The 26,200-nt window shown below is 48.6% G+C and carries 27 protein-coding genes; 14 read left to right on the top strand and 13 right to left on the bottom strand.

Translation table 11 applies throughout. The features are described from left to right. Nucleotides 1-243: 243 nt before the first annotated feature. The 5 genes from AXG56_RS17685 (at nt 244) to AXG56_RS17665 (ending at nt 4,955) form a co-directional block, all read left to right on the top strand. Complete coding sequence (locus tag AXG56_RS17685) at nt 244-753, top strand: nucleotidyltransferase domain-containing protein (protein WP_062515729.1); 510 nt, start codon at nt 244-246, stop codon at nt 751-753. 198 nt (nt 754-951) lie between these two features. Then, the gene (locus AXG56_RS17680; protein WP_008633021.1) at nt 952-2,469 is read left to right on the top strand and encodes a BCCT family transporter; all 1,518 of its coding nucleotides are present in this window, start codon (nt 952-954) and stop codon (nt 2,467-2,469) included. A gap of 140 nt (nt 2,470-2,609) precedes the next feature. After that, entirely contained in the window at nt 2,610-3,425 is an 816-nt protein-coding gene (locus AXG56_RS17675; protein ID WP_062515728.1) for a DUF368 domain-containing protein, read from the top strand. Between the two features lie 74 nt (nt 3,426-3,499). Beyond that, entirely contained in the window at nt 3,500-3,817 is a 318-nt protein-coding gene (locus AXG56_RS17670; protein ID WP_008633019.1) for a thioredoxin family protein, read from the top strand. Nucleotides 3,818-3,872: 55 nt separating this feature from the next. Next, complete coding sequence (locus tag AXG56_RS17665) at nt 3,873-4,955, top strand: FAD-dependent oxidoreductase (protein ID WP_008633018.1); 1,083 nt, start codon at nt 3,873-3,875, stop codon at nt 4,953-4,955. 51 nt (nt 4,956-5,006) lie between these two features. On the opposite strand, the gene AXG56_RS17660 is transcribed toward AXG56_RS17665, so the two are convergent. From AXG56_RS17660 to AXG56_RS17640, 5 genes are read right to left on the bottom strand one after another with little or no spacing between them, the layout of a single operon-like run. Beyond that, nucleotides 5,007-5,654 carry a TVP38/TMEM64 family protein gene (locus AXG56_RS17660; RefSeq protein WP_062515727.1) on the bottom strand — a complete coding sequence of 216 codons (648 nt, stop codon included), beginning with the start codon at nt 5,652-5,654 and terminating at the stop codon, nt 5,007-5,009. After that, nucleotides 5,651-6,619: an ABC transporter ATP-binding protein gene (locus AXG56_RS17655; RefSeq protein WP_062515726.1), complete on the bottom strand. Its 969-nt coding sequence runs from the start codon at nt 6,617-6,619 to the stop codon at nt 5,651-5,653. Before AXG56_RS17655 ends, AXG56_RS17660 begins: the two co-directional genes overlap by 4 nt. Further along, entirely contained in the window at nt 6,616-7,416 is an 801-nt protein-coding gene (locus AXG56_RS17650; RefSeq protein ID WP_062515725.1) for an ABC transporter permease, read from the bottom strand. Before AXG56_RS17650 ends, AXG56_RS17655 begins: the two co-directional genes overlap by 4 nt. Further along, the gene (locus AXG56_RS17645) at nt 7,413-8,273 is read right to left on the bottom strand and encodes an ABC transporter permease (RefSeq protein WP_062515724.1); all 861 of its coding nucleotides are present in this window, start codon (nt 8,271-8,273) and stop codon (nt 7,413-7,415) included. The genes AXG56_RS17650 and AXG56_RS17645 overlap by 4 nt, the downstream gene beginning before the upstream one ends. Continuing rightward, nucleotides 8,254-9,483, bottom strand: a complete 1,230-nt coding sequence (locus AXG56_RS17640; protein ID WP_062515723.1) for an ABC transporter substrate-binding protein — start codon at nt 9,481-9,483, stop codon at nt 8,254-8,256. The genes AXG56_RS17645 and AXG56_RS17640 overlap by 20 nt, the downstream gene beginning before the upstream one ends. Before the next feature lie 119 nt (nt 9,484-9,602). On the opposite strand from AXG56_RS17640, the gene AXG56_RS17635 reads away from it, so the two are divergent. Continuing rightward, nucleotides 9,603-10,214 (top strand): trans-aconitate 2-methyltransferase, encoded by a 612-nt coding sequence (locus AXG56_RS17635; protein ID WP_235601527.1) that lies wholly within the window; start codon nt 9,603-9,605, stop codon nt 10,212-10,214. A gap of 33 nt (nt 10,215-10,247) precedes the next feature. Further along, entirely contained in the window at nt 10,248-10,502 is a 255-nt protein-coding gene (locus tag AXG56_RS17630) for a DUF2164 domain-containing protein (RefSeq protein WP_008633007.1), read from the top strand. Between the two features lie 35 nt (nt 10,503-10,537). Here the strand turns inward: AXG56_RS17630 and AXG56_RS17625 are convergent, their stop codons facing one another. The 7 genes from AXG56_RS17625 to AXG56_RS17595 form a co-directional block, all read right to left on the bottom strand. Next, nucleotides 10,538-12,205, bottom strand: a complete 1,668-nt coding sequence (locus AXG56_RS17625) for a methyl-accepting chemotaxis protein (protein ID WP_026576989.1) — start codon at nt 12,203-12,205, stop codon at nt 10,538-10,540. A 15-nt stretch (nt 12,206-12,220) separates the two neighbouring features. Further along, complete coding sequence (locus tag AXG56_RS17620; protein ID WP_008633005.1) at nt 12,221-13,165, bottom strand: BMP family protein; 945 nt, start codon at nt 13,163-13,165, stop codon at nt 12,221-12,223. Between the two features lie 109 nt (nt 13,166-13,274). Then, a complete protein-coding gene (locus AXG56_RS17615) occupies nt 13,275-14,285 on the bottom strand; it encodes an LLM class flavin-dependent oxidoreductase (RefSeq protein ID WP_008633004.1) in 1,011 nt (336 codons plus the stop codon). Between the two features lie 198 nt (nt 14,286-14,483). Next, the gene (locus AXG56_RS17610; RefSeq protein WP_026576987.1) at nt 14,484-15,779 is read right to left on the bottom strand and encodes an efflux RND transporter periplasmic adaptor subunit; all 1,296 of its coding nucleotides are present in this window, start codon (nt 15,777-15,779) and stop codon (nt 14,484-14,486) included. Nucleotides 15,780-15,801: 22 nt separating this feature from the next. After that, on the bottom strand, nt 15,802-16,473 hold the full coding sequence (locus AXG56_RS17605; RefSeq protein WP_026576986.1) for a hypothetical protein: 672 nt from the start codon (nt 16,471-16,473) through the stop codon (nt 15,802-15,804). A 266-nt stretch (nt 16,474-16,739) separates the two neighbouring features. Next, nucleotides 16,740-18,116, bottom strand: a complete 1,377-nt coding sequence (locus AXG56_RS17600; RefSeq protein WP_062515721.1) for an MATE family efflux transporter — start codon at nt 18,114-18,116, stop codon at nt 16,740-16,742. Then, a complete protein-coding gene (locus AXG56_RS17595; RefSeq protein WP_008633000.1) occupies nt 18,113-18,571 on the bottom strand; it encodes a MarR family winged helix-turn-helix transcriptional regulator in 459 nt (152 codons plus the stop codon). Before AXG56_RS17595 ends, AXG56_RS17600 begins: the two co-directional genes overlap by 4 nt. Nucleotides 18,572-18,726: 155 nt before the next feature. Between AXG56_RS17595 and AXG56_RS17590 the strand changes: the two genes are divergently transcribed. From AXG56_RS17590 to AXG56_RS17560, 7 genes are all read left to right on the top strand, one after another. Then, nucleotides 18,727-19,821, top strand: a complete 1,095-nt coding sequence (locus AXG56_RS17590) for a hypothetical protein (RefSeq protein ID WP_062515720.1) — start codon at nt 18,727-18,729, stop codon at nt 19,819-19,821. A 32-nt stretch (nt 19,822-19,853) separates the two neighbouring features. Beyond that, nucleotides 19,854-20,777, top strand: coding sequence for a YegS/Rv2252/BmrU family lipid kinase (locus tag AXG56_RS17585; RefSeq protein WP_008632998.1), 924 nt, complete (start codon nt 19,854-19,856; stop codon nt 20,775-20,777). A 154-nt stretch (nt 20,778-20,931) separates the two neighbouring features. Next, nucleotides 20,932-21,396 carry a MarR family winged helix-turn-helix transcriptional regulator gene (locus tag AXG56_RS17580; RefSeq protein WP_026576983.1) on the top strand — a complete coding sequence of 155 codons (465 nt, stop codon included), beginning with the start codon at nt 20,932-20,934 and terminating at the stop codon, nt 21,394-21,396. A gap of 273 nt (nt 21,397-21,669) precedes the next feature. Continuing rightward, nucleotides 21,670-23,475 carry a ribosomal protection-like ABC-F family protein gene (gene abc-f, locus AXG56_RS17575; RefSeq protein ID WP_235601526.1) on the top strand — a complete coding sequence of 602 codons (1,806 nt, stop codon included), beginning with the start codon at nt 21,670-21,672 and terminating at the stop codon, nt 23,473-23,475. Between the two features lie 123 nt (nt 23,476-23,598). Then, the gene (locus tag AXG56_RS17570) at nt 23,599-23,883 is read left to right on the top strand and encodes a glutaredoxin family protein (protein WP_008632984.1); all 285 of its coding nucleotides are present in this window, start codon (nt 23,599-23,601) and stop codon (nt 23,881-23,883) included. Between the two features lie 94 nt (nt 23,884-23,977). Next, nucleotides 23,978-24,367 carry a YppG family protein gene (locus AXG56_RS17565; protein WP_062515719.1) on the top strand — a complete coding sequence of 130 codons (390 nt, stop codon included), beginning with the start codon at nt 23,978-23,980 and terminating at the stop codon, nt 24,365-24,367. Between the two features lie 63 nt (nt 24,368-24,430). Next, nucleotides 24,431-25,138 (top strand): carboxylesterase, encoded by a 708-nt coding sequence (locus tag AXG56_RS17560; protein WP_062515718.1) that lies wholly within the window; start codon nt 24,431-24,433, stop codon nt 25,136-25,138. A gap of 141 nt (nt 25,139-25,279) precedes the next feature. Here the strand turns inward: AXG56_RS17560 and AXG56_RS17555 are convergent, their stop codons facing one another. Beyond that, on the bottom strand, nt 25,280-26,137 hold the full coding sequence (locus tag AXG56_RS17555; RefSeq protein ID WP_008632978.1) for a DegV family protein: 858 nt from the start codon (nt 26,135-26,137) through the stop codon (nt 25,280-25,282). Between the last annotated feature and the right edge of the window lie 63 nt (nt 26,138-26,200).

The following is a 26,200-nucleotide window of genomic DNA, read 5'->3' as shown; positions in this document are numbered from 1 at the left end:
CATTCAATATAGCCTTCCCTACATTTTCCTGCAGGAAACATCAGCATTCTTCATACGATGCTTCTTATTCCTCCCGAAGCAGTCTTCCCCTGAAACAGGTCGTAATTCTAAGGATTTTCCTGTAAGCATTTCGTTCCACCTCCGTTCTATGGTTCTTCATTCTACCAAACAAGGATAGGTTTGTAAGGGTGGGCTAGGATGGGCCGGGATAGGTAAACATAGAGAGAGAGGAGGGGGAAAAGCATGTTTGAGCCGTGTAGAAATATTGGAGACTGGATGAGGGACTTTCCTGGTAGATGGTGGGTGGCGGGAGGCTGGGCAGTGGATCTTCATATAGGAGAAGAGACCCGTCATCATCATGATGTGGATATTGCTTTAATAGAGCCTGAGGACAGCAGCTTCTTCCGCGATTGGTCCCCGCTTGGGACATCTCCCAGTGGAAGTCTCCGTGTACTTGCTCCTACAGGGGAGGAAGTAGATGTGTGGCTGCAGGAACAGGAAAAGGAGAGGTTTCGTTTCTCCGCAGCTGTTCATTATGATCTATCTTCCATGCATCTGCGCTCGGAGAACGGGCTGCCTTACTTAAATCCGGAAATTGTCCTTTTGTATAAAGCATTTTCTGATACGGAAAAGAACGAAGCAGATTTCAAGTTGCTGTATCCTCACTTGAATGAGCATCAAAAAGAATGGCTGAAACAAGGATTAATGCATCATCGCCCGCAGCATCATTGGTTAATCCGGCTGCTGTATTGATGTTTGTTATATAGCTGCGGGATAAAATTATTAAAGGCTTTAACTTTAATGTGACGGGCGTTACGGTCATTATGCTCAGGAAGAAAGTCCGCTTTTCTGTTTATATTTTCTAAGTATGGGTATTCGTCTATAAGAACTTCCATGACCGGAGGATGCCTCTTACCCGGGAATCTCACCAGGTCGGAAAGGAGACGAATGATGAATAAGGTTACATCCGTATTTTGGATCACATTAGCCATCGCACTATTGTCGGTCGTTTGGGGGGCGGTGGCACCCGGCAACTTAGGGGAGATCACAGGTAGTATTCAAACCTACATTTCTGTCCATTTCGGCTGGTATTATTTATTGATTGTCACAGGTTTCGTACTATTCTGTCTGTACATGATCATCAGCCCATACGGGAAAATCAAATTGGGAAAACCATCAGATAAACCGGATTACAGTTATCCCACATGGTTTGCAATGCTTTTCAGCGCAGGGATGGGGATCGGACTCGTCTTTTGGGGAGCGGCCGAGCCGACAACTTTTTTTGCCTCCGACGCACCTTTGTCGGAAACGGGTTCTGATGCCGCTCTTAACGAAGCGATGCGGTTCGTTTATTTTCACTGGGGTGTGCATGCTTGGGGAATTTATGCCATCGTCGCGCTTGTGCTCGCTTACTTTAAGTTCCGCCGGGGAGCACCCGCTTTGATCAGTTCGACCCTGGAACCGCTTTTTGGAGAGAAAATGAAGGGGCCGTGGGGGAAACTGGTGGACGTCATCGCTGTATTCGCAACGATTGTAGGTGTGGCAACGACACTTGGGTTCGGGGCAGCGCAGATCAACGGCGGCCTTACGTATCTGACTTCCATTGAGGATTCTTTTGGAATCCAATTGACCATTATCCTGATTGTTACGGTGCTGTTCATGATGTCTGCTTATACAGGGCTAAGTAAAGGGATCAAGTACTTAAGTAATACGAATATGATTTTGGCAGGTCTGCTCCTGCTTGTGATGCTGATTGTCGGACCGACTTTATTCATTTTGAATATGTTCACAGATACAATCGGTGCATACTTACAGAACCTTCCAGGGATGAGTTTCCGTCTTGCGCCGAACAGTGAAGAAAGCAGAACCTGGATCAATGACTGGACGGTTTTCTACTGGGCCTGGTGGATTGCCTGGTCTCCATTTGTAGGAATCTTCATCGCCCGTGTTTCTAAAGGGCGGACGATTCGGGAATTCCTTTCCGGTGTCCTGCTCGTCCCGTCAGCCATCGGATTCCTTTGGTTTTCCACATTCGGTTCCTCTGCCATTCAAGTGCAGAGAAGTGGAGATGCAGACCTGACCCAATTAGCGACAGAGCAGGTATTATTCGGCTCCTTCGACAATTATCCACTCGGTTTGATTATGTCGATTATCGCGATGTGTCTGATCGGTACATTCTTTATTACATCAGCAGATTCCGCTACGTTCGTGCTCGGAATGCAGACGACGAACGGTTCACTGACACCGCCAACGATGGTCAAGTTCGTCTGGGGACTGATCCAATCATCCATGGCTGCGGTACTGCTTTATTCAGGTGGACTGCAGGCACTGCAGAATGCTTTGATTTCAGCCGCTTTCCCCTTTTCCTTCGTCATGATTCTCATGGTCGTATCCTTGTACAAGGCGCTGCGTGCCGATAAGAAGGCGATAGAAAGGGATAATGAACAAATGGAAAAGGATTCCGCTTAACCGGCAGCTTTTGTCTTCCACTCATCCGTAACCGCTTTTTCACTGTTTTTTAATTATTTTCATGAAATTGTATCATTAAGGAGATTCGAATTCTGATAGAATAGAGAGTGACTATGCATGTCGCAAAGGAGTTATGGATGATGTGGGAATGGAAGAACATATACCGCGGACTGCTGATGGGAGCGAGTGATGTCGTTCCGGGAGTCAGTGGAGGAACCATCGCGGTCGTTTTAGGTATTTATGATCGTCTGATTGAAGCGATCAATGGAATATTCAGCAGGGAATGGAAACGGCATCTTCGTTTTCTCATCCCGCTTGGAATCGGTATTGGTATATCGATCGTCCTGCTTGCTAATGTAATTGAATGGTTGTTTGAGCATTATCCTGGTCCGACCCAGTTTTTCTTCCTTGGTCTGATCATCGGAGTCCTGCCTTATTTAGCGCATAAAGCGGATATGAAGCATACCTTTAAAGCTCAGCATTACCTGCTGCTTCTGATCGGTGCAGCCGCGGTCGCTTCTATGGTGTTTTTCCAGACAGGAGAATCCGAGCCGCTGCAAAACATGACAGCTTCAACGTATCTGCTGCTCTTCTTCTCGGGTTGGATTGCCAGCAGTGCTATGATTCTGCCGGGCATCAGCGGATCGTTCATTTTGCTGATCATCGGTATCTATTCGACGGTTGTCAGCGGTATCTCTGATTTCCGGATCGACATCATTGCCGTGGTCGGTATTGGAATTCTGATCGGACTGATAACGATGAGTAAAATCGTCAAGTTTTTCCTGGAGAATTATACGGCTGGGACGTTTGCCGTCATCATCGGATTGGTGATCGGGTCCGTCTTCGTCATCTTCCCGGGAGTTCCGGAGAACGGTGTCATGTGGATCGTCAGCATCGTTACGTTCCTTGCAGGTCTGGCAGCGGCGTGGCTGCTCGGAAGAGTCGAATATAAATAAGCAGAACGTAAGACAAAAGTTCCAGATTCTATTAAGATGGAAGATAGATTGAAGCACAAAGGAGAATGGAAGATATGGAATCTATTCATACTGTTGATACATTCAACGAAATCATTGAAAGCGAGCAGCCGGTTATTGTGAAGTTCCAAGCGGACTGGTGCCCGGATTGCCGCCGTATGGACATGTTTATCGGAGATATTCTCGAGGAGTACAACGGATATCAATGGTACGATGTTAATCGTGATGAACTTCCGGAAATGGCGGAGAAATATGAAGTCATGGGCATTCCGAGTCTCTTGATTTTCAAGAACGGTAATAAACAGGCACATCTTCACAGTGCGAACGCGAAGACTCCCGAAGAAGTGCTGGAGTTTTTGAAAGCAAGTCTTTAATCGGTACGTCCACATGGTCCCCATGTGGACGTTTTCTATAAGGAGGTTCTGCCATTTGTACAAACGGTTGTTATTGGTTGGTGCGGGTCATGCCCATTTAGAAGTGTTGCGCCAGTGGAAGGAGAATCCGCTTCCGAACGTACAAGTATGTTTGATCTCGCCAAACCGTTACCAATATTACTCAGGAATGTTCTCCGGTTTTACAGAGGGTATCTATGAAGAGGAAGAGACACGTGTAGATCTCAGGAGGCTGACTATAGATGCCTGTGTTCACCGGATTCAAAAGAAAGCAGCGAGGATCGACGTTCGTCATAAGAAAATCATTTGCGAAGATGGATCCGCTTATCCGTTCGATGTCGTCAGCTTTGATATCGGTTCTGGGAGTCTCCCCCCTGATTTTGCAGAGTCGCCTGCGCGCTCGGTCAAGCCGAATGACGAATTCATTGAACAAATGAAGGAATTGCGGGAAACACCGATGCCGCTCATTATCGGTGGGGGAGCGGCCGGGACGGAGCTGGCTCTGTCGATGCAGGCCTATAAAGAGATGCAGGGGATTCCCGGCCAGGTACGTATCATTACATCCGGTCGCATTTTGTCGGATGCGCCAAAGTGGGTCTCTACGAAGCTGGAAGGATTGTTGAGGGAAAAGGGTGTGCGAGTCTGGGAGCAGGAACGTGTACAGGAGGTTTCAGACTCCCATGTCCATACAGCTACCGGCAATCAGGTTCGCCACACAGGTGTGCTCTGGCTGGGCGGAGCTTTCGGTGATACCGTCTTTGAACGCTCGGGTGTGGAAGTGGATGAACGGAGTTTTGCTTACGTTCGTTCGACCTTACAATTCGAAGGGTTCGATTACATGTTCGGTGCGGGCGATTGTGTCACCATGATGGATCATCCCGATCTGCCGAAAAGTGGTGTCTATGCGGTAAAGCAGGGGCCGGTGTTGTTTAACAATCTAAGAAGTTATCTGGATGGGAAAGAACTGCAGCATTTCTCTCCTCAGAAAAATGCCATGTATATTCTGTCGACAGGCGGAAAGCGGGGATTCCTTATCTATGGACCGCTCAGTGCCCATAACCGGCAGGCTTGGAAGATGAAGCATAAAATAGACAAAGAATTCATGGCCAAATATCAATAAAAAAGTCTTTGACGTCTGTCCTTCAGCACAGGACTCGTCAAAGACTTTTTTTTAGCGTATTTTTAACCATTCTTTCACTTTATTGCGGAATAAGAAAGTAAGAACGAGGACGAAGGCGACGACGCTGAAAGCTGCAATGATCAAGCTGCGGTTCCCGCTGGCCAGACTTGTACCTACTAAACTGTAGGCAAAAGAACCGGGAAGCATCCCTATGACGGTAGCGAGCAGGAAAGCAGAGAGGCGGACTCTTGTCATTCCGGCAAGGTAGCTTAAAATATCGAAACCGACTAGTGGGATAAGGCGCAGAATGAATACATACAGAAAACCTTGACGCTTCATCCTCGGATAGACCGCTGCCGCCCATTTGGATTCTTCGAATTTCAGGACGGAATCTCCGAAGAAACGCCCCATCGCATAGCCGGTGATCGATGCTGCTGTCGCTCCGATGATGATATAAAGGATTCCGGGCCACAATCCGTAAGCGAAGGCTGCGGCGAGCGAAAGGATCGAAGTCGGAAAAACAATGATCGGACCGGCGGCATACAGCAAAATGAAGAGGGCCGGCCCCCACGCACCGAAGGATAGGATGTAGGAGCGGATATGATCCGGGGATACGTTCAGTTGGCTCCTCACGATAAAGACTGCGAAGAGGAACACAGTTAAAACGACGAGAGCCCGGCCGATGCTTTTCCTGCTCACTGTATCCCCGCCTGAAAGGTACGCACGTCCGCCTTGTTTACATATAGAAGTACGTCCGTTTCTATAAGCGAGCGGTCCTGGAGAGGGATGGCAAGCTTCTTCTCCAGCTCAGGAAGCTCGATATGAGCGATGGGATGGCCGTGGTTGTACGTAATGTGTTCCACCCTTCCCTGAAAAGTCAAGCTATCCTCTTCTTTTTCCGACGAGTGAAATCTTACATGCTTTAAAGGCACGTAGGTCCGGTCATCAATGATAAAGTGGCCACCCATGAAGGATGCGACGTGGATGTTGGCAGGATAGTCATGGAGCGTATCCGCATCCCCGATCTGCTGAAAGGCTCCATCCTGAAAGAGGGCGATCCGATCCCCCATGATCATAGCTTCCTCCAGGTCATGCGTAACGAACAAAGCGGTCGTGTTCCGTTTCACTAAAAAGTCACGCACCCAATAGCGCAGATCCTGGCGTAGATGAGGGTCGAGGCTGCTGAATGGTTCATCGAACAATATAACTTCCGGTTCTGTCGCCATAGCCCTGGCGAGCGCGGTCCGCTGCTGCTGGCCGCCGGATATTTGTGATGGGAAGTGGCTTCGGTAATCTGTCATTCCGATGGCAGCAAGCAGCTGCTTTATCTTTTCGGGCGTGTATTTTTTGGATACTTTCGCTCCGTACGTAATGTTTTCTTCCACAGTCATATGGGGGAACAGGAGCGGTTGTTGAAAGACGAGGCTGATATCCCGTTGATTGGCTTTCTGCCTCGTAATATCCTGTCCGTTCATCAGGATTGTTCCGCTTGTCGGTTTTTCCAGGCCGGCAAGGACACGCAGGAGGGTGGTTTTCCCACTTCCTGATGGTCCGACCACACTGAGTATCTGACCTTTTTCCATGGTAAAGGAAAGTTCACTCAATACGACCGGTCCTTTAAACTGTTTAGTGATCCGTTGAATTTCCAGAGCTGGGCTTGTCATCGTTGATTCCTCCATCGTGTATGAGTATATGGGAGGAAGGAAATCATTCCTTCCACTATGGCATACATAGCTAGTGGTACGAGTGCGAACCAAATGGAGAAGGCGGACATCAGGGACGGATCGGCATTCTCCATGAACGGAAAGAAAACCATCGGAAGGGTCCGTACCTGTCCTCCCCCAATGATCGAAGTTATCGCATACTGACTGAGACTGATGACGATCGTCAGGAATGTCGTGCTCCGGATCGCCGGCTTCATCAGGGGCAGTTCAATGGTAAACAGCTGCTGGAGCTTTCCTGCTCCCAATACTTCGGGCTGCTGCAGCATGGAAGATCCGATCTGCTTATAGGTGTTATGGAAAATCTTGATGCTGTAGGGAACCGTCGGGATCAGGTGAATAAGTATGACGCCTGCTGCTGTGTCTGCCAACCCGATTCGGATCATCCAAAGGTGAAGGCCCATGGTAATGGCAAGAACGGGAATAAGCAGGGGGGCAAGCAGGAATGCTTCCAGAATCGCCTTGCCGCGGAAAGTTGTCGTCGCAAGAGCTTTTCCGGCGGGGAGGGCGATCAGGAAGTTGAGGACAAGCACACTGAAAGCTATTAGAACGGATGTCCCTGTCGCTTCGATCAAATAAGGGTCATTCCAAAGCCGCTGATAGCTCGCCCATTGAAGCGTGATCCCATTTCCTGTGTGGAACCGGAATGGAGCGCTGATGCTCTGTAAAAGCAAAAGGAACAGAGGAAATACGAATACTCCCCCTGTGACCAGGTAAAACAATGTTTTCTTCAAGGTCATAAAGATTCTCCTTTCGCTCTTCTCCATCTCCTTCTGTTTACAAAGGCATAACCGACGACAGCCAGAGCCAGCAAGAGAAGGCTTATAGAAATCATTGCAGCAAACGCAAGCGGACGATCATCCCAAGAGCTTCCATAAAACCAGTCATAGCTTAATACCGCTGCCATTTCTGGATAAGTCGTTCCAAGCAATGCCGGCACTTCATATGCAGACAAGGTAAAGGCAAAGACGATGAGGAACGTCTCGATCAAGACGGGGGTGAGGCTTGGTATGTCCACTGTTTTGAACTTCTGCCAGCCGCTGCCGCCCATCGTTTCGACAAGGTCATAATACTCCCTGTTTATTCCTGCATACACAGGGAAGAGCAGCAGAATGACAAGCGGGAGTTCTTTCCATACATAAGTAATGATGATGCCGATCCCGTTCGGGTCCCGTGTCCAAATCGGGAAAGCTTCCGTGCCGGCCAACAGGCCAAAAGAAGTCAATGCTTGAGCCGCCACACCCGATTCCGATAAGAGCAGGAGAACGACATACCCCCATACAAAATGAGGGAAGAGCATTGGTATCCAGACGAGGAGCCGTGACGATGTTTTCTTGAGATAGGTATAGAAATACTTGGTCATCACGAGCCCGATGACCATGGAAAGGGACGTGGCAAGGAAAGCCGTTTGGACACTGAAGCTGATGGAGCTTATGAATCTCCCGTTGTCTGCAAGCTCTTTATAGTGCGTAAGCCGCACACTTCCGTCATCCATCAGGCTTTGGATCATGCCGTTTGCCAATCCATAAAACGGCATGACCAGAAAAAGAAGGGATGGAAGCAGCAACCACAGGCTCTTAGTCCTGAACGATTTCATTAAACCATTCTTCCGTCATCCATTCGACATAAGAAGCTGCTGATTCGGGCAGAAAGCTTTCTTCCAATTTTTCTACAGGAAGGACACTATCGCCCCGATCAACCGCTTCAAACTGTTGCTTCTGCTCTTCCGGCAGCAGGTCGAGGCTGATCGGTGTGTTGTCACCCCAGGAATCGGGCTGAAGCTTGGCCAGTTGTGCCTCCGGAGACAACAGGAAATTGATGGTCGTCAAAGCGCCTGGTTTGTTCGGACTATTGAACGGTACAGACAGGAAGTGGGTATTTCCGATGGACCCCGGCTCCATGACGAAGGATTTCGTTGTTTCAGGAAATACGCCGTCTTCGATTAATGATTCTGCGCGTGCTTCGTTGTACCCCATCGTCATCCATACCTCGCCTTCGCTGTATAGACGGTCCAATTCAGTCAGGTCATTCGGATAATGTTCGCCGGACCGCCAAAGATCTTCTTCTATATCCTTTAAATAATCCCATGTCTGATCTGCTGTCGGCTTGATGCTCTCTTCATCGAGAGGCTGATCATAGATGTCTGAAGGCTTGTCTGCCTTTGCGTACAAAATATGCCGCAGGAAGGCATTGCCGGAGAAATCTTCTGCGCGCGGGTACGTAAATTTACCTGGGTTTTCGTGGATCCACGTTTGCAGTTCCTCAAAAGTTTCCGGCGGGTTTTCAATTTTGGCGGAATCATAGAAAAAGACGAATTGAACTTTTCCCCATGGGGCCTCCATTCCATCCACCTCTGTGCCGAAATCTTTTTGAAAGGCTGGTGAGTCCGTATCATAATATTTCTGGAAATTGGGCAGACCGTCGGTGATCGTTCCGCTCAATAATTTGTTTTCTTTAGCATTTTTGAAATTTTCGCCGTTCAGCCAGATAAGATCGATCGATCCATCCTGTTTGCCGGCTTGTTTTTCGGTTTGGAGCTTCTGCAGAATTTCCGGTGTGTCCATCGGCACGCGCTCCAACGTTACACCAAACTGTTCTTTCATGCGGGGAGCTGCCCATTCGTCGATATATTGGTTAATGCTTTCATCCCCACCCCACATATGTAAACGGACGGTAGTATTCTCAGAAGCTGATTCGATGGCCTGCCAGGATTGGTCCGACCAATCCGTGCTGTTCGGTTCCTGGCTGCACGCAGATAAGAAGACCAGGGCAGCCAGAAAAAGCATGAGACTGAAAAACTTGTTCATGAAATTCCTCCTCTATCTATTCCATCTTTATCATCCATTGGACTCTTTTCTATCATACAAACAAAAAGACAGGAAGGAAACTATTCCTGCTTCCTGCATGCGGAGGGGCTTCCCGGGGTATGAAAGGACTAGGAGGTGTCGACATGCTGTATGAACAGTTCGCAAAACCGGAAGGATGGATTGGTAAGCTCGCTGGAAAGTATATGGAACGGGAGAATGAAGCGTTGAATGAATGGACCATCCATTTTCTTACCTTGGAAGAGGGGGACCGGGTGTTGGAGATCGGCTTCGGTTCGGGAGGGGCATTGAAAAAGGCATTGGAAGTACCGGGAATCCATTTGTTCGGAATCGATCCATCGGAAGCGATGGTATACACGGCACTGCGCCATCTACATAAACGGGAGAGTACTGCAGATGTCTGCCTCTATCACGGAGAAGCATCTCAGGTGACCACTTTCACTCAGCCGCTGGATAAAGTCTACGCCGTCAATAACAGTACGTATTGGGAAAAGCCGCTGGAGACGCTCCTCTATTTGCGGGGGCTGATGCGGAGAAACGGGAAAATCGCGTTAACCATTCGCCCGCACGAGGACGGAGCGGGGGATGATACAGCAGAGTTGTTAGGCGGCCAGCTGCAGGCCTTGCTGGTCAAGGCTGGGTTTCAACAGGTTCGCATCCATCTCCGTGACGCAAAACCGAACGATGCCGTCTGCGTGACAGGAATGGCGTGAGAGTATGCTACGATGGGGGAGGAGGGATGAAGCATGAAATCGTTGACGAAAGAAGAACGGGAATATTTGATCGATCAGGTGCAGCAGCATTTTGAAATGGAGCGGAACGAGGTGCTCGGAGAGCTTGCGGCCGATCACTTCGTCCAGTGGATGGCAGAGGAAGCAGGTCCGATCTTTTACAATAAAGGTATCACGGATGCCAGACGGATGGTAGAACAGAAGGTAATGAACATCGATGAGGACCTGCTTTCGTTGGAAAGACCGGCAGGCAGACCGAAGAGAAGATAAAGAAAACCGCTTCCTCATTGAGGAGCGGTTTGTTTTTATGCTTGTTCTTTATCCCAGCGGAAGTGATCGATTTGTTCGTTCAGCTCTGTCACCATGGTGGTCAAATGGGCCGCCTCCTTGCGTAAGTGTTCAAAGGCGGACTGCTGTTCCACGGTTGATGCAGAAATTTCTTCTGTACCTGCCGCTGTTTGTTCGATGACGCTGCTGACGTTCTCCATGGAAGCGTGGACGTTCTCGCTGCGGTCTTTAGAGTGAGAGAGTTCATCGACAAGCTCTTCCAATCGGGTATCTATTGTTTTTACTTGATCAGTAATCCTTTCAAATGCGGTCTCTGATTTGACGGAAGCACCGGTTTGTTCCTTTGCCAGGGAGAGAGCAGCGGTCATCTCCTTTTCAATGCTCCGGACACCGTTTCGTATTTGGCTGACCATGTCGGATATATCTGCCGTAGCATTGGTCGATTGATCAGCAAGTTTTCTTACTTCTTCTGCAACGACAGCGAAGCCTTTCCCGTGTTCCCCGGCGCGGGCCGCTTCGATGGCAGCATTCAAAGCAAGAAGGTTCGTTTGTTCGGCTACATCATTGACGACTTTGATCGTCGTATCGATACGGTCGGTGTATTGGATGAAGTCCGTGACCGATTTCTCGACACGAGAGAGGGAAGCGCTGCTTTCCTCCATTAACGAACGTTGACTCGTGACACTTTCTCTTCCTTCTTCGACAAACGCCCGCGCCTGTTTCCCTGCTTGTCTCGAAGCCGATCCCAGCTCTGTGTTTTTCAAGAAGCTGTGGTGCAGTTCCTCCATTAAGGAGGCGACATCCTGCATGTCATTGGATATGGACTGGCTTCCCGCGGCCAACTCGTCCGTAGACTGAGTAACTTGGTCGGAGACTTCCGTAAGGGCATGCATTTCTTCGTTCAATCTCCCGCTGAATGTACCGACTTGGCGGCTGATTTGGTGAACGGAAGACACGGTTCCCCGGAGTTGATCGACCATCGTTTGAAACGATCGTTTCAATTGCCCGATTTCATCTTTCTCTTTGTCCATGACCACGAGCTCCGTCGTCAAATCACCGTCCGCAATGCTTGCTGCTTTATCGGCAAGCGCGCGAAGCGGTTTGGCGATGTGTTTCGTCAGTCTGGTCGTAGACAGGATGGTCAGGACGAGAAGGACCGTGGCAGCAATGATGGTAAATGTAATCAACTGACGGATAGCATCCTTCTGCCTGTCTATTTGGTTCTGATACCAGGATTGCCCTTCCTGCTCCAGCATGTACACGTCATTCGTTATTCCGGCCGTTCTGGAAGCCTGCCGCTGTACCTCATTGACATCGCTGTCCGCCAGTGCCTCTTGTGCCCGGGTCTTCCAATCAGCAAATTTCGCTTCTGCCTGCTCGTACCAGCGTTTTTGAGCAGCTGTTGTGACGAGGGGAGCTACTTCTTTGAATGACTCTTCCATCTGGGCGATCTGCGTTTCCGCATCTTCCTGGAAAGCAGCGGATGGGTTATATCCATAGGTAGTTAACGCTTGTTCCACTGTGACAAGTCCTCCGTGCAGTTCTTTCGTTTCTAATAGAATCTGCACGTCCTGATTCGATGATTGCTGCAACTTCATCATTTGGAAAACGATGAAGCCGATCAGAATAAGGCATATGAACAGGGGGATCAGCGTCATTATGTATAATCGTTTCGCAATGGTCATGATCGTTCTCCTCCTTTATTCCTTCCCGTCCGCCTCGTCGATCATCTGTTCGTCTGCTTCTGTCCATTCGATGATCCGGACAGGTGCAAGGCCGATTCCGTTCTCTTTGATCCCGAGCGTCTCCGGTCCTGTAGTGATTTCACCGGTTTCCTGCAGTTCTTTCATGACTCTGTATAACGCCACGTTGACGTTTTTCAACATGGAAGACACAACGGCATCTTCCGCTACGAAGAATTGGTCCGTATCGACACCGAAGGCATAGATCCCCTGATTTTGTGCTTCTTTCAACACTCCAATTCCGGCAAATCCTGCAGCAGGGAAAAGGAAATCCGCGTTCTTATCCGCCATATCAGCAGCTAATCGGGCCCCTTCTTCATCGTCATCGAACGAGCCGGTATAGCCTGTCAGAACCTTTGCATCCGGGTTCACGGCCGCTACTCCTTCCCGAAATCCCTTTTCGAAGTTTTGAATAACAGGCATTTCTTCTCCTCCGATGAATCCGACCACATCGGATTTTGTTTTGGAACCGGCAATCATGCCTATCAATCTGCTGCCTTCTTCATCTTTGAACAGGATGGATCGGACGTTCTCTTTTTCAGATACAGCATCGATCAACACGAATTTCTGCTCCGGGTATTTATCCGCCAAGGCTTCAATGGCAGGTTGGGAATTGTATCCGAGTCCAATGATCACGTCGTGACCCTGTTCAATCATTTCTTCCGCCTTTGCCTCATAGTCTCTATCGAATGGTTCTCTGTAATCGAATGTAATGCCAAGCTCATCCCTGGCCTGTTCCAATCCTTGAAATGCCGAGTCACTGTAGGCGTTATCTCCAAGACCGCTTTCTGTAACGAGCAGTCCGGCAGAAAAGGTCTGTGCCGTTGCCTTTTCTAAGTTTTCACTGCATCCGGTAAGGATCCATAGAGCAAGAAACATGTACACGAGCAATCGAACTTTCAACGTTAGCCACTCCTTTTGTATGATGTCTGACATCTATTAAATCGGTAAGCCGATCTATTTGTTGAGCAGGATATAAAAATTCATACAAAAAACACCAGGAACAGAGTTCCTAGTGTCGGGAGTATTCCTTATTCAAAGAGAAGGCGTCCGCCAGTAGTTCATACGACCGCATGCGTTCCTCGAATGGAGAAACAATGGTATTGACGATCAACTCATCGACCCCGTAGTCGTCGGCGAGTTGGACCATTTCTTCTTTTACTCTCTCCTTGCATCCAACGATCATACGGTGCCGGTTCTCGCGGATTTTCTCTTCTTCATAGAGGGAATAAGAATAGGAGAGTGCCTCTTCCGGTGTCGGAAAATGGTTCATATCGGTTCCGCGCTCAATTTGTAGAAGGGCTAAATCAAGTCCTGTTGCCAAATACTCGGCTTTCTCATCCGATTCTGAACAGATGACGAAAACAGATACATTCACAGCAGGTTTATCCTGCTGCATAGATGGAGTGAAATAGTCTTTGTATCGATCGACTGCTCTTGTCCCGCCCCGGCCGTTAATAAAGTGGGCGAACGAGTAAGAGGTGCCTAAATCAGCTGCGACCCGAGCACTTGTCCCGCTGGAACCGAGCATCCATACAGGAGGCGCTGATTGTCCTTTCGGTGACGCATATATATCCATACCGTGCGGGTCATATCCGTGAAGATACGCCATTAATTCTTCCACTTGCTGTGGATAGCCTTCTGTATTAGGAAGCTTTCCGCGGTTCAGGGCAAGGTTCACGTTCGGTTTTCCTCCTGGTGCCCGGCCGATACCTACATCCACACGATTCGGGTGAAGTGTCTCCAGAATGCGGAAGGCTTCCGCTACTTTGTAAGAGCTGTAGTGCGGGAGAAGAACCCCGCCAGTACCAATGCGGATCTTCTTGGTTTGTGAAGCGAGATGGGCGGCTAATACTTCGGGTGCGGACCCTGCAAGGCTGTCCGTACTGTGATGTTCCGACACCCAGAAGCGATGGTAGCCAAGTTCGTCTGTCCATTTTGCAAGCTCAGATGTTTGTGCTAGTGCTTCCTGCGGGCTTCCCCCGGATAGGATAGGGGATTGATCCAGTATGCTTAATTTCATCTGCCTGCCCCCTTCATTGTTGGTGGTTATGTCTATGACTATCGTCCCACGAGTGGAGGGGAGATGCAAAGGATATGCCTTTTGCGCAGAGGGTTTTATGAGAAGGGAGGAGGCCTCTATTTCCTGTGGGAAAAGCTTGGAGGGGGTAAGCAGAAGAAAGAAAAACGCAGGCGTAGGGCCTGCGTTTTCATACGTGCTTTATCTGGCCAGAAACCCGAGCATACCGTAGGTCAACTTCGTCTGCTTATCCAGCTTGAATAATTTCTTAGCATGGACATCATCGATATGGATCGGTGTGAAGAAGACCGTTCCGTTACGGAACTCATCTTCCGGCTGAACGGCCAGCCATTCGTTCTCCTCTAAGCCCTGAACGATTTCGACGAGGCCGTCTTCGGTTATGCCTTTCTCAATCTCCCGCTTCTCCATTTCACCGTCTTCATTCATCACCCAGGCAAAGAGATTCTCCTCTGTGCTGAGCGCTTCATCGGCGGCGGTGACAGCGCCTGGAGATTCGTTTGTAATGATGCTTATTTCAGCGTGATACCCTGGTAGAACGTCTTCGTTCAAGTCATCCATGGCAATGGTGAAAGGATACCGGCTCGTTCCTTTTACAGACGTACGATCCGGATGGGTATCGATGGAGCTGATCGAACCGGTGCTTTCCATATCCAGCTCCGGTACTCTAATGTCTGCCTGCATTGTTTCATCCACAGTCGTACGCGCCGACTCATCTAATGTGCCGGAGAGAATCAGATCGGTGGAAGCGATCGTAAGCAGCGGAGCATCCAGCTCTTCCGAGATTTCCGTGACGGTTCCAGCGAAGGTGCTTGTAACGGTAATCTGATCGCCATCCTGCTGCAGCTGGTCGAGTTGGTCTTCCTTCATTTCGAGCATCGCTTCCTGTTTCATAAGTTCCGACGCCTGTTCGGCAAGCTTCTCCTGCTTCAAGTATTCTGCTTCCGCATTGGAGGAAGTGTCCTCCTGCTGCAGAGGTGAACGATCCGTCATTTCTTCCGTCTCATCCGGATTTCCTCCCCCGAAAAAGCTGGGAGCGCTCATTCCGGACGTCGACTCGGACGGCTCCGGAATTTCATAGTCTTCCAATTCTTCTATGTAAGCTTCTGTCGCGGAGATTTCCTGCTCGATGCGGTCGATGTCTCCCTGAAGCTGTGCTTCCTGGGCGTAATAATCTGATACAGCATAAGTGTACAGGTCATCGCCGTCTGCGACGGTATCTCCTTCTTCAACGAGAAACTCTTGGAAGCTGCCAAGCTCCTCATCCAAGTATACAGGGGTAGTCGTTTCCGAAGTGAAAACTCCTTTTGTCTCCAGCGTTTCCGCCAAATCTTCTGTTACTGTCTGTGACCAGTCGTGGACGTAGGATTTTCGCTCGACCTTCTCTTCCTCATCGAAATAAATGAGGAGAGCGTTTGCCACAATAAATGCGACGATTAATAATCCCAGGATGCGCCCTTTCACATTAACTTTTGCCATAGTATTTCCACCTGCTGCTTTCTTACCTGATTAGATAAAGTAGGAACAAATCATAGTGGGCAAGGGCGGAGGTACCGGCCCATAAGAGGATGTGCCAAACGATGACTCCAGTCCATATCCACCCTTTTCTCGTAGTAGACAACCAAGTGAGACATTTGACTTGATACCAGATGATGAACAATTGAAAAATGGATATCGCTCCGAAGAAATAAATGATCCACTCGATGGAAGTGATGTAGGAAGCGATCACTCCGAAGGAAAGAGGGGATACATACCAGTCGATACCTGCGTAGACCATGAGCGGAATCCATGTGATCCGTTCCAAAAGCATGATCAACAATACGTTCATCTGGATGATGAACAGTTTCTTATAAGATACATTATTAAATAACCAGAAGAAAAAGGAAGAGATGAACAGGACGAATAGGAAGATTCCCAGGGCGAACGCTGTCCGGCCGATCAGAAACCAGGCTTTCCTCTGTTCGTATTCTGTACGGGTCAACCCGTCCATATTGGCAGAGATCGCATCCGTGCCGAGTCCGAGCCAAGCCGTCCATGTGTATGTAAGGACTGTTAATACTAAAGTGAAGAATAATAGATTCCAAACGTTCCTCAGCCGCTCGGCTTCATTCAAACGAAATAAATGATCGTCCCGGCGGGTGAACAACTTAATGAGATTTACTGAATAAGTCATGTCCTCCATCCTTTGGCAGCAAAATTAAAGCTATGTCTTATTTTAACGGAAATTGTCACCAGTTGCTATAAAGGATTGTAATCTTTGGAAAAATGAGAAATCCTGAAAATGGTGGACTCCATCGGAAAGAAGAGGCAGCTTTCAAGGATATAACAAAGGTGCTTCCAAAGAAGCACCTTTGTTTGTTTCAGTATTGATTTTCAGGCCCGTAAGGGGACGGGAGGGCAGGTGTGAAGCCTTCTCGTTTTCCAGCGCCCGGAAATACGTTAAGTGGCTGCTGTATCATAGTTTCCTGGTTTCTTCTTCGTATGGAAGAAGAGCTTCCTGTCTTTGTACAGGAAGAACATAGACAGGGTGAACGCAAACAGGTCAGATAACGGGAAGGCAAGCCATACGCCGGTCACGCCGAAGAAGTTCGGCAGGATCAGTACGAGCGGAATCAGGAATAAAACCTGGCGTGCCATGGAAAGTATCAGCGCAGGCTTTGCCATGCCCAAAGCCTGATACAAACCGCCGCTTACGACCTGAGCACCAATTAATATAGCAAGAGAGAACATGATCCGCATGGCATGAGCACCGGAATCGATCGTCGCCTGGTCTCCGGTGAAAATCTTCATCAAGCCTTCCGGGAAGACCATCATAATAATGAAGATGAGGGCGGAAATTATCGTGACAACCTTCATTCCGAGTTTGATGGTGTCCTTCAGCCTTTCATCATTGTTCGCGCCGTAATTGTACCCGATGATCGGCTGCATGCCCTGAAGGACTCCGATCATCGGCATGATCGTGAACATCGTCAGCTTCTGGACGATACCGAAGACACCGACTTCGAACTCGCTGCCGAATTTAATAAGCATCAAGTTGATCGCAATCATCATCGCACTCCCTGCCACCTGCCGAATGAAGGCAGGTAAGCCGATGGTCACGACTTCTTTCAGCACTTTGTATACAGGGAGCAGGTACGCCGTTTTTATGGCAAGGGAGGATTTTCCCTTAAGGAAGTAATTTAAAATGACGACGGTGACGGTCGCCTGGGAAATCACGGTTGCAACCGCCGCCCCCTGCACGCCCATATCAAGACCGAAGATGAAGATTGGATCTAAAATGATGTTGATGACAGCAGGGATGATCATGGTCATCATGGCGAACTTCGAATTCCCCTCCGAACGGATGATGCTGTTCGTTGTAAACGCAAACGAGAAGAAGAACGATCCGACCATGATTGGGAACAAATAATCACGCGCGTAAGGCATGATGTTGTCGGTCGTACCGAACAGTCTTAACAGTGGTTCTAGAAAGGTGAAGGCACCGATCAGACCGATGCCGCTGACGAGCACGATGGTGAACAGGACGTTGCCGAAGACGTGGTTCGCTTCTTCCGGCTTGTTCTCCCCGAGACGTCTTGAGATGACGGAAGCACCCCCGATACCGACAGCAGCGGATATGGCCATGATGATCATCATGACAGGAAATCCGATACTCACCCCGGAAACGCCGAGAATGCCGACGCCGCGGGCGATGAATAGCGTGTCGACGACGTTGTATAAGGCCATGACGAACATTCCTACCATAGCGGGAATCGATAAATTGGCCAGCAGCTTCGGAATCGGCTGTGTACCTAAACGCTGACTCTGTTCTTTCATTTGCCGTCCCTCCTTGTAAGGTCGCGGTTCAAGTTGTTCTGCATCTTTTTCAGCCAGGCGTTCATCACCTGTTCTTCTTCCCAGGACAATCCTTCTGTAGCTTCTGTTTCTATTTCGTCGATGATCTGGAGGATCGTGTCGTAGAGATCCAAGCCCTGATCGGTAAGCGAAATAAGCTTTGTCCGTTTGTCCGTTTCGCTTGGGCGTTTCAAAATACGCTCATGCTTTAATAACGATTCAATGAGTCCGTTCATAGAAGAGGCCTGGATATGGAGTCTCTTCTGCATTTCTGTCTGGGACTGTTCCCCGGATGTCGCAAGGAAGTAGATGACTTTCGCCTGGGCGTGTGTCAATCCGTATTCGCCGAGTCTTTCGTTATATATGTTTTTTAGAAAATGGGATACCATGTGGATGTTATATCCCAGAGAATGATCAATTTGTTTTTTCTTTTCCATTTATTTAGCCCCCTAAACAAATAGAAGTATAAATCAGAACAGGAGAGAAGGCAATCCTCCCGCCTGATTCTTTGTGCTTAACGAATAGAAGGTATTTGTACACATATTTCCTGATGGATTTATTGTAAAATGAAGGAAAAGGAGTGAGGCAGAAGATGGGTGGATTAATAGAGCGTAAATCGAAGTCCTTCTATATCGCTTTGGTATTTATTTTCCTGCTGCTTGGATCCAATATAGCTATTCAAAAATGGGAATGGACGGGGCGGGTGGATCCCCTGCTCGTATGGGGGACGGTGCTTGACATCATGGTGGTTCTGCCTGTTGTCGTCTTCACCTTTCTATTGAGAAGGAAACCGACGCTGTCTGTATTTGCGCCGATGATTTTACTCGGTCTTCTTTTCATCCATTGGATTGTTCCTGATTACGCAAAGGAAGAGTTATTCCTGTTGAATGTATCAGTCTTGATTCTGGAGGCGGCTGTCGTCCTCTTTGAAATAGGGATGATCGTCTTGTTCGTAAAGAAATACCCGGAATGGAAGCGTCACTTTCAAGGAGCATCCCAGGAATATCCTCATCTCCTTCCACGCATCTTCGCCGCGAATAAGCGGACCTTCGATCTGGAAGGGAGAGGCCGTACCTTCTCCCGGTTAAGCGGATTTCTTGCAACAGACGTCTCTGCTGTTCGTTACGCTTTGTTTCCTCGATTCGATCGCGTTCCTCCTGCGCCGAACAGCTTCAGCTATCACCAGCGAAGTGAGTACTTCGGGGTGTTTCTCATGCTCGTCCACGCAATGCTGATTGAAATTATTGCCGTGCACGTCATGCTGATGCAGTACAGCCACACGGCCGCATGGATAGCGACGGTGCTTGATATGTATGCCCTGCTTTTCCTGATCGGAGACTACCAGGCAATCCGGAAGTCTCCGGTTATCCTTGAGGATGACCGTCTCCACATTCAAAAAGGACTTCGTTTCCATACAGTGATCGATACGGTTGATATAAAGGAACTGGCTGTATATGAAGCGGGTGATGAACACTGGCGAAAGGATAAGCGCGCTGTTCATCTCGGGCTGGCAGGATTCGAACCGGTGCCTCCGCAGCTTGTGCTGGAGCTTGCAGACGCTGTGGACATACACCTTTTCTTCGGTCTCAAGAAGCGGGTGGATCGCATCTACCTGACCCTGGATGAGCCGGAGCGGTTCTGGGAAGCGATAAAAAGAGAGGGAGTGGTTTCAAAGGATGGAAAATAGTCAATTATGATAGGAGGAAGGATGGGATAGTCATGCCTCGATATCAGCGTGGTATTTTCTTATATAATGGAAATAAAGAGGAAGCGGAACTGGATACGGCTTTGCAGCAGACGCTTCCTTCCTTAAGCAGGGAAATTGCAGAGCTTCGTGTCATTCAGACGTTCGAGGTGGAAGAAGTCGGGGAAGTATGCCGCCGCTTCGGAGAGGAAGTGGATGTCTTTCTCATCTTTGGTGGGGATGGGACAGTTCACGAATGTATCAATCACCTGGCGGAACTGGAAAAGCGCCCGGTCATCGGTGTGCTGCCGGGAGGCACCTGCAACGATTTCAGCCGCGTATTGGATACTCCGCAGAGGCTGCAGCAGGCAGCGAAAGCGATCATAACAGGTGAGGAATTGTCGGTGGATGCCGGGAAGACGGACGACAGGTATTTCATCAATTTCTGGGGGATCGGTCTTGTTGCACAGACATCAACGAACATTGATCCGAACCAGAAGAACCGATTGGGTGTACTCAGCTATTTCATCAGTGCCTTCAAGACGATGAATGAAGCCGACCCATTCCGCTTCAAGGTGACGGTGGATGGGGAAGAGATCGATGGCGAAGCAGTAATGGTGCTGGTCATGAATGGGCAGTTCATCGGAACAAGACGGGTGCCGCTTCCTACGATCCATCTTCAGGACGGCAAACTGGATGTGTTAATCGTGAAGAACTCGAATCTGACGTTTTTCCGGGAATTGTTGAACGCGGGTAAACCTTCGGCCGAAGATCGGGAATTCCAGGAGCTTTTCCATCGACAAGGCAGGGAAATCAAGATAGAAACGGAAGCAGAGGAAGCGGTGGATATGGACGGGGAAATTCAGGGAAAAACACCGACGAGCATAGAGGTCCTGCCTGCCCATTTCACTTTTCTCGGTGGGGGACCGGAGGCGCTGCACATCGGCCCGGGAAATTGACCGGAATATTTATTTCCCAAGGTGGGATGGTTTGACAGAGCAAATTTGTTAAACTTATACTATCTACTATTGCAGGCATCGTGTTCTCAGTCCCCGCAGACGATGAGGAGCGGGAACCGGAAAGCCTGATCATGGAAAAGGATGGGCGGACGTCATGAACGAACAAGAGTTATATAAAGAAAAGAAACAAGACCCTTCGCTGAAGCTGTTTGTCGTTATGTCAAAAGCACAGCGGACGATATCCGATCTGGTGAAGGATGATATACAACGCTACGAATTGAACCCGACGGAATTCGGGGTACTGGAACTGCTTTATCATCAAGGACCGCAGCCGCTCCAGAAAATCGGAGAGAAGATATTGCTCGCGAGTGGCAGTATCACTTATGTGGTGGACAAGCTGGAGAAGAAGAAATACTTGGAGCGGGTGCCGTGTCCTAACGACAGAAGGATCACCTTCGCTTCCATTACGGACAAGGGCCGAGAGCTCCTGCACAGTATCTTTCCTGACCATTGGAAGCGGATCGAGTCGATTCTCGGAGGCTTGACCGATGAGGAGAAACGCCAGGCGATCGACCTTCTGAAGAAGCTCGGTAAATACGCCGACGCACAACAGGAGTAGACAATTATCTGATTCTTTTGTAAAATGGCAAGTAGACTAAAGACAAAGGAGGTATGAAGATGTTACAGATGCACACGCTTGATTACCAATTGAATTATCTGCGTCGTGCAATTATTCATGATTCAGCTGCCACAGGGACACGTATGTCCAAAAACAGCTGAATAGGAAGGAATGTAACGTCTCATATCTGATCATATAAGAAAGCCAAAGTCAGAGGTAACGGGACCTCTGGCTTTTTTTGTGCTTTTTTCATTTGTCTTTAGGAGGAACGTAATGATGATAATTACATTAAAAGATATAAATAAGATCGTCGGTGGCGAAGTATTGTTTGAAGGTTTGAATATGGAATGGAAGGCGCAGCAGCGGATCGGACTCGTAGGCAGGAACGGGAGTGGGAAATCCACTCTGTTCCGGATCGTGCTGAAACAGGAGGATATAGACGGCGGAGATATCTTCATCCAAAAAGGGTTGAAAATCGGTTATCTGGAACAGATTCCATCCGCTTGGGAAGATACAGCGGAATCTTACCTGCGCCAAGCCTTCCAATCCTTGATCCGAATGGAAGAGAAAATGAAGCTGCTGGAAAAAGAGATGACGGACCCGATGAAGCTGGAACGGGCCATAGAGGAATATGGGGATTTGCAGGAGGAGTACACGAGGCTTGGAGGATATGGTATAGATTCCTCCATTCGACAGGTCGCAGGCGGCCTTGGAATCACGGTTCTTCTTAATAGGAGCGTCAATGATTTAAGCGGAGGAGAAAAGACGAAGCTCGGTCTCGCTAAACTGCTTCTCGAAGAGCCGGACGTTCTATTATTGGATGAGCCGACGAACCACCTCGATCTCCCTGCTATCGAATGGCTCGAGTCCTATTTGCTCCAGTACAGCGGAACGGTCTGTGCGATTTCCCACGACCGCTCTTTCCTCGACCGGGTCGCCACGGATATCATGGATCTGGAAGCTGGAGCGGTGGATGTATATAAGGGAAATTACTCTGCTTTCGAAAAGCAGAAGGAAGAGAAGCTGCTTGCCGAATTCCATCAATATGAAGAGCAGCAGAAGAAAATAAAGAAAATGAAAGAAGCCATCCGCAGACTCAGACAATGGGCGAATGAAGCCAATCCTCCGAATGAGAAATTGTTCAAGAAAGCCAAAAGTATGGAGAAGGCGCTGGAACGGATGGAAAAACTCGATAAACCGATTCTCGATCCGAAGAAGATGAAGCTCCGCCTTGATGCAGGAGACCGATCAGGGAAAGATGTATTCGTCGTCCGCAGCCTGTATAAAGCATATCAGAATGATACCATCCTGGAGGACCTTCATCTGCATGTCCGTTATCAGGACCGACTGGCGATTGTCGGGGCGAATGGAAGCGGGAAATCGACACTGCTTAGAATGCTGTTAGGAGAAGAGAAGCCGGATCATGGAGAGATCAAGCGGGCGCCGGACCTTCGAATCGGCTATCTGCCGCAGCAACCGTTAAAAGGGGTGGACGGTGACCGGCGTCTTATTGATTTCTACAGGGAGCAGATTCGTGTGACAGAAGGAGAGGCCCGTCATCATCTTGCTGGATTTCTGTTTTATGGGTACGACGTATTTCGGAAGCTCCGTCATTTAAGCGGGGGAGAACAGATGCGTCTGAAGCTTGCTGTATTCATGCATCTGGATATCCAACTCTTGATCCTCGATGAACCTACCAATCATTTGGATGTGGAATCGCAGGAGGTTTTGGAGGAGGCGTTGAATCAATTCGACGGGACGGTCATTGGTGTTTCTCATGATCGTTGGTTCTTAAACCGCTGCTTTACAGAAACAGCGTACATGATGAATGGACAGTTAAAGCGCCGGATCGGCACGTATGAGGAAACACGTAACGAATGGCTGGAAAGTCTGGATGAGAAACAAAAGAAAGACCCGACACAACCATCGCAGCCGGAGAAGGTGGAACTCCCTCTGGAAGAGCAGATTCAGCAGTTGGAGCAGCAGCTGGAAGAGCGAAAGCGAAAGGGCGGAGAGGATACCGGAACAGCAAAGCTGCAGACGGAAATCGATCATCTTTATGAAAGATGGCTTGGATAGGGAGACAGGGGGGATTACCCTCTGTCTTTTTCTATGGGAATTCAGGAAGGGATTTCATGTTTAAAGCTAAACGGAACGGGTATGAATTAATAGGCGTAAGGAAAGATGTAAGGAGGGAGAAGCTTGGGTAAGCGGAACGTCATCGTGTATACCAGTAATGATTGTACCCATTGTGCGCGTGTGCTGGAGAAGCTCTCGGATTGGAATGTCGAATATGAAGAGAAGAACATTTCTGAGAACAGAGAGTACTTCAAAGAATTACAGAGCAAGAAGATTTATGGCACGCCTGCCACTTTCATAGATGGTGAGAAGATCCTCGGTTTTCAGGAACGTAAGCTGAAGCAAGCATTGAAAATAAGATCAGACGAGACTTTCTTCGTGGACACAGATTCCATGAATTTTTCTTGAAGTGGTGCAAGTGATGGGAAATCACTTGTTTTTTTTACACTTTTTTCGTCTTCTGACATAGGCTGAAGTAAATAATGTAAAGGTGGGACCTGACATGTACCAAGATCCTTACCAAACCTATTCCAATGGTTGGTACTATTATCCGACTGAAACCGCCTATCGTCAGAATAATTATCCGATGTATTCAAACCAGGGAGGTAACTGGGGTTATCCGATGTACACAGATGCTTCCTATATGCCGTACCAGCAGCAACAGCCCTTCATGAATAGTTACAATTATCCGGGTTATACTGAGACCGGAGAACAAACCGCCTCTTTTGACGCCTCCTCGATTCCTAAAGGAGTCATGGGGTATTTTCAGAATGAAGAAGGGCAGCTTGATTTCGATAAGATGATGTCGACGACCGGGCAGGTCGTGAAAACGATGCAGCAGGTGAGTCCGATAGTCAAAGGTCTCGGCTCATTCGTTAAAGGCTTCAAGTAACGCGCGCTGCTGCAGTGCGCGTCTTTTTCTATACAATATGATGACAATCTGGAGGAGAAGATGATGACTATCGGATGTTTGTGTATCCACGGATATACGGGAAGCCCGGAGGAGGTACAACCTCTCGTTGACTTCCTGAAGAAGCGCACGGACTGGGAAATAGCCAATCCGACACTCCCCGGGCACGGAGAAGACTTGGATTTGGAGGGGCATTATTATCAGGAGTGGATTGCGACGGCGGAACTCACCCTGCTTGATATGATGACACGCAATGATAAAGTTTATATTATCGGCTTTTCGATGGGAGGAATGATTGCGGCATACTTGACGGCTAAATACCGTCTTGACAGGCTTGTGCTGCTGTCGGCAGCGGGGAAGTATGTCAGCCTGCCGCAGATGTATAAGGATGTGGCAGAAATGGTGTTCGATGCGTGGAAAGGAGTCCTTTCCTCTAATGAGCTGTTCCTTCAATATAAGAAGAAGTTGAAGGATACTTATTTATTTTCCACCTTCGAGTTTATGAAGTGTGTCCAGTTTACAAGGCCGTACCTTCGTCATGTCCGGTGTCCGGTATTGATCATTCAGGGAGAGCTGGACGGCATGGTGCCGAAGAAGGCGGCGCTTTACTTAGAGAAAGAAATACCGTCGGTGGAGAAGGAATTGGTATTCTTAAAGAAATCGAAGCATTTGATCTGTCATGGCGATGATCAGGAGGAACTTTTCGATGAAGTGCTCGATTTTGTCCATCCTAGAAGCACTGTACCTTCGTGACCGGCCGCACCGGTCTTTCACCTGTAGATTCTCATATTGATGGAGTGGATTTATCGGTTTTTCCTGAAAGGGATAAGCTTCTTGAAAGCATGAAAAAAAACCGGACGCTTTCCGCGCCCGGTTTTTCCCGGTCAACGATAGTTAGTCGCGGAAGAATGCGATAACGAGACCGCCTTCTCCTGCATAGGTGGAAATCAAAGGTCCGACGTCCATGAACAAACTGTTCTTGAACGGATAGCGGTCCTGGATGGCGCCTAATACTTTCCGTCCACGCTCTTCATCATTGGAATGGGAAAGAGCGATGATGCGGTCTTCGACGTTATGGGCATATTCTCCAATCTGCTCGATGAACCGACGAAGGGCTTTCTTATCGCCGCGGACTTTCTCTGTGACTTCCACCGATCCCTCGTCTTCGCTGGCTCTCATTAAGAGTTTGATGTTTAACGTCTTAGCGATTGCGCCTTTCATTTTATCCAATCGTCCGCCTTTGATGACATTTTCGAGTGTCTTCAAAAGGAACAAGGTCGTCGTCTTCTCAATTCGTTCTTCCATATGAGATACGACTGCTTCGAAAGAAAGTCCTTCCTCAATCTTCCGCTGTGCTTCATGAACGAGCAGGGCGATGCCGCAGGAAGCGGTTTTCGTGTTCAAAACCTTGATTTCCCTGTCCGGCTGCTCTTCAAGCAGCATGTCTTTCCCCATTACAGCGCTGTCGTAGGTGCTGCTGAGTCCCCTGGTCATCGAGAGGACGAGAATCGGCCGATGCGCGTCGATTTCTTTGTACGTTTCATAGAAGTCATTCGGGCTCGGGGAGGAAGAACGGGGGAGCTCGTCCGATTGTTTCATCTTCTCGTAAAAGGTAGGGAGGTCGATGGACACCCCTGATTTATAACTTTCTTCTCCAAAATGAATGTTCAAAGGAACGGATTTGATTTCGTATCGATCCATCATTTCCTGCGGAACATCTCCGCCGCCGTCAATGATCAATTGAATCGTCATATAGTCACCTGCTCTCGAATTTATCGTCTTTCTATTCTGACATGAAAGCGCCATCCTGCAAAG

This window comes from Halobacillus sp. KGW1 (assembly GCF_001592845.1).
GTDB lineage: Bacteria > Bacillota > Bacilli > Bacillales > Halobacillaceae > Halobacillus.
Note: the sequence above shows the minus strand (reverse complement) of the source record. Positions and strands in the feature narration are given on the sequence as shown.

Excerpts from the sequence above, each read along its gene's own strand:
- AXG56_RS17685 (WP_062515729.1), top strand. The coding sequence starts at position 244 with ATGTTTGAGCCGTGTAGAAATATTGGAGACTGGATGAGGGACTTTCCT.
- AXG56_RS17680 (WP_008633021.1), top strand. The coding sequence starts at position 952 with ATGAATAAGGTTACATCCGTATTTTGGATCACATTAGCCATCGCACTA.
- AXG56_RS17675 (WP_062515728.1), top strand. The coding sequence starts at position 2,610 with ATGTGGGAATGGAAGAACATATACCGCGGACTGCTGATGGGAGCGAGT.
- AXG56_RS17670 (WP_008633019.1), top strand. The coding sequence starts at position 3,500 with ATGGAATCTATTCATACTGTTGATACATTCAACGAAATCATTGAAAGC.
- AXG56_RS17655 (WP_062515726.1), bottom strand. The coding sequence starts at position 6,619 with ATGACAAGCCCAGCTCTGGAAATTCAACGGATCACTAAACAGTTTAAA.
- AXG56_RS17650 (WP_062515725.1), bottom strand. The coding sequence starts at position 7,416 with ATGACCTTGAAGAAAACATTGTTTTACCTGGTCACAGGGGGAGTATTC.
- AXG56_RS17645 (WP_062515724.1), bottom strand. The coding sequence starts at position 8,273 with ATGAAATCGTTCAGGACTAAGAGCCTGTGGTTGCTGCTTCCATCCCTT.
- AXG56_RS17640 (WP_062515723.1), bottom strand. The coding sequence starts at position 9,483 with ATGAACAAGTTTTTCAGTCTCATGCTTTTTCTGGCTGCCCTGGTCTTC.
- AXG56_RS17635 (WP_235601527.1), top strand. The coding sequence starts at position 9,603 with ATGAAAGGACTAGGAGGTGTCGACATGCTGTATGAACAGTTCGCAAAA.
- AXG56_RS17630 (WP_008633007.1), top strand. The coding sequence starts at position 10,248 with ATGAAATCGTTGACGAAAGAAGAACGGGAATATTTGATCGATCAGGTG.
- AXG56_RS17625 (WP_026576989.1), bottom strand. The coding sequence starts at position 12,205 with ATGACCATTGCGAAACGATTATACATAATGACGCTGATCCCCCTGTTC.
- AXG56_RS17615 (WP_008633004.1), bottom strand. The coding sequence starts at position 14,285 with ATGAAATTAAGCATACTGGATCAATCCCCTATCCTATCCGGGGGAAGC.
- AXG56_RS17610 (WP_026576987.1), bottom strand. The coding sequence starts at position 15,779 with ATGGCAAAAGTTAATGTGAAAGGGCGCATCCTGGGATTATTAATCGTC.
- AXG56_RS17605 (WP_026576986.1), bottom strand. The coding sequence starts at position 16,473 with ATGACTTATTCAGTAAATCTCATTAAGTTGTTCACCCGCCGGGACGAT.
- AXG56_RS17600 (WP_062515721.1), bottom strand. The coding sequence starts at position 18,116 with ATGAAAGAACAGAGTCAGCGTTTAGGTACACAGCCGATTCCGAAGCTG.
- AXG56_RS17595 (WP_008633000.1), bottom strand. The coding sequence starts at position 18,571 with ATGGAAAAGAAAAAACAAATTGATCATTCTCTGGGATATAACATCCAC.
- AXG56_RS17590 (WP_062515720.1), top strand. The coding sequence starts at position 18,727 with ATGGGTGGATTAATAGAGCGTAAATCGAAGTCCTTCTATATCGCTTTG.
- AXG56_RS17585 (WP_008632998.1), top strand. The coding sequence starts at position 19,854 with ATGCCTCGATATCAGCGTGGTATTTTCTTATATAATGGAAATAAAGAG.
- AXG56_RS17580 (WP_026576983.1), top strand. The coding sequence starts at position 20,932 with ATGAACGAACAAGAGTTATATAAAGAAAAGAAACAAGACCCTTCGCTG.
- abc-f (WP_235601526.1), top strand. The coding sequence starts at position 21,670 with ATGATGATAATTACATTAAAAGATATAAATAAGATCGTCGGTGGCGAA.
- AXG56_RS17565 (WP_062515719.1), top strand. The coding sequence starts at position 23,978 with ATGTACCAAGATCCTTACCAAACCTATTCCAATGGTTGGTACTATTAT.
- AXG56_RS17560 (WP_062515718.1), top strand. The coding sequence starts at position 24,431 with ATGACTATCGGATGTTTGTGTATCCACGGATATACGGGAAGCCCGGAG.
- AXG56_RS17555 (WP_008632978.1), bottom strand. The coding sequence starts at position 26,137 with ATGACGATTCAATTGATCATTGACGGCGGCGGAGATGTTCCGCAGGAA.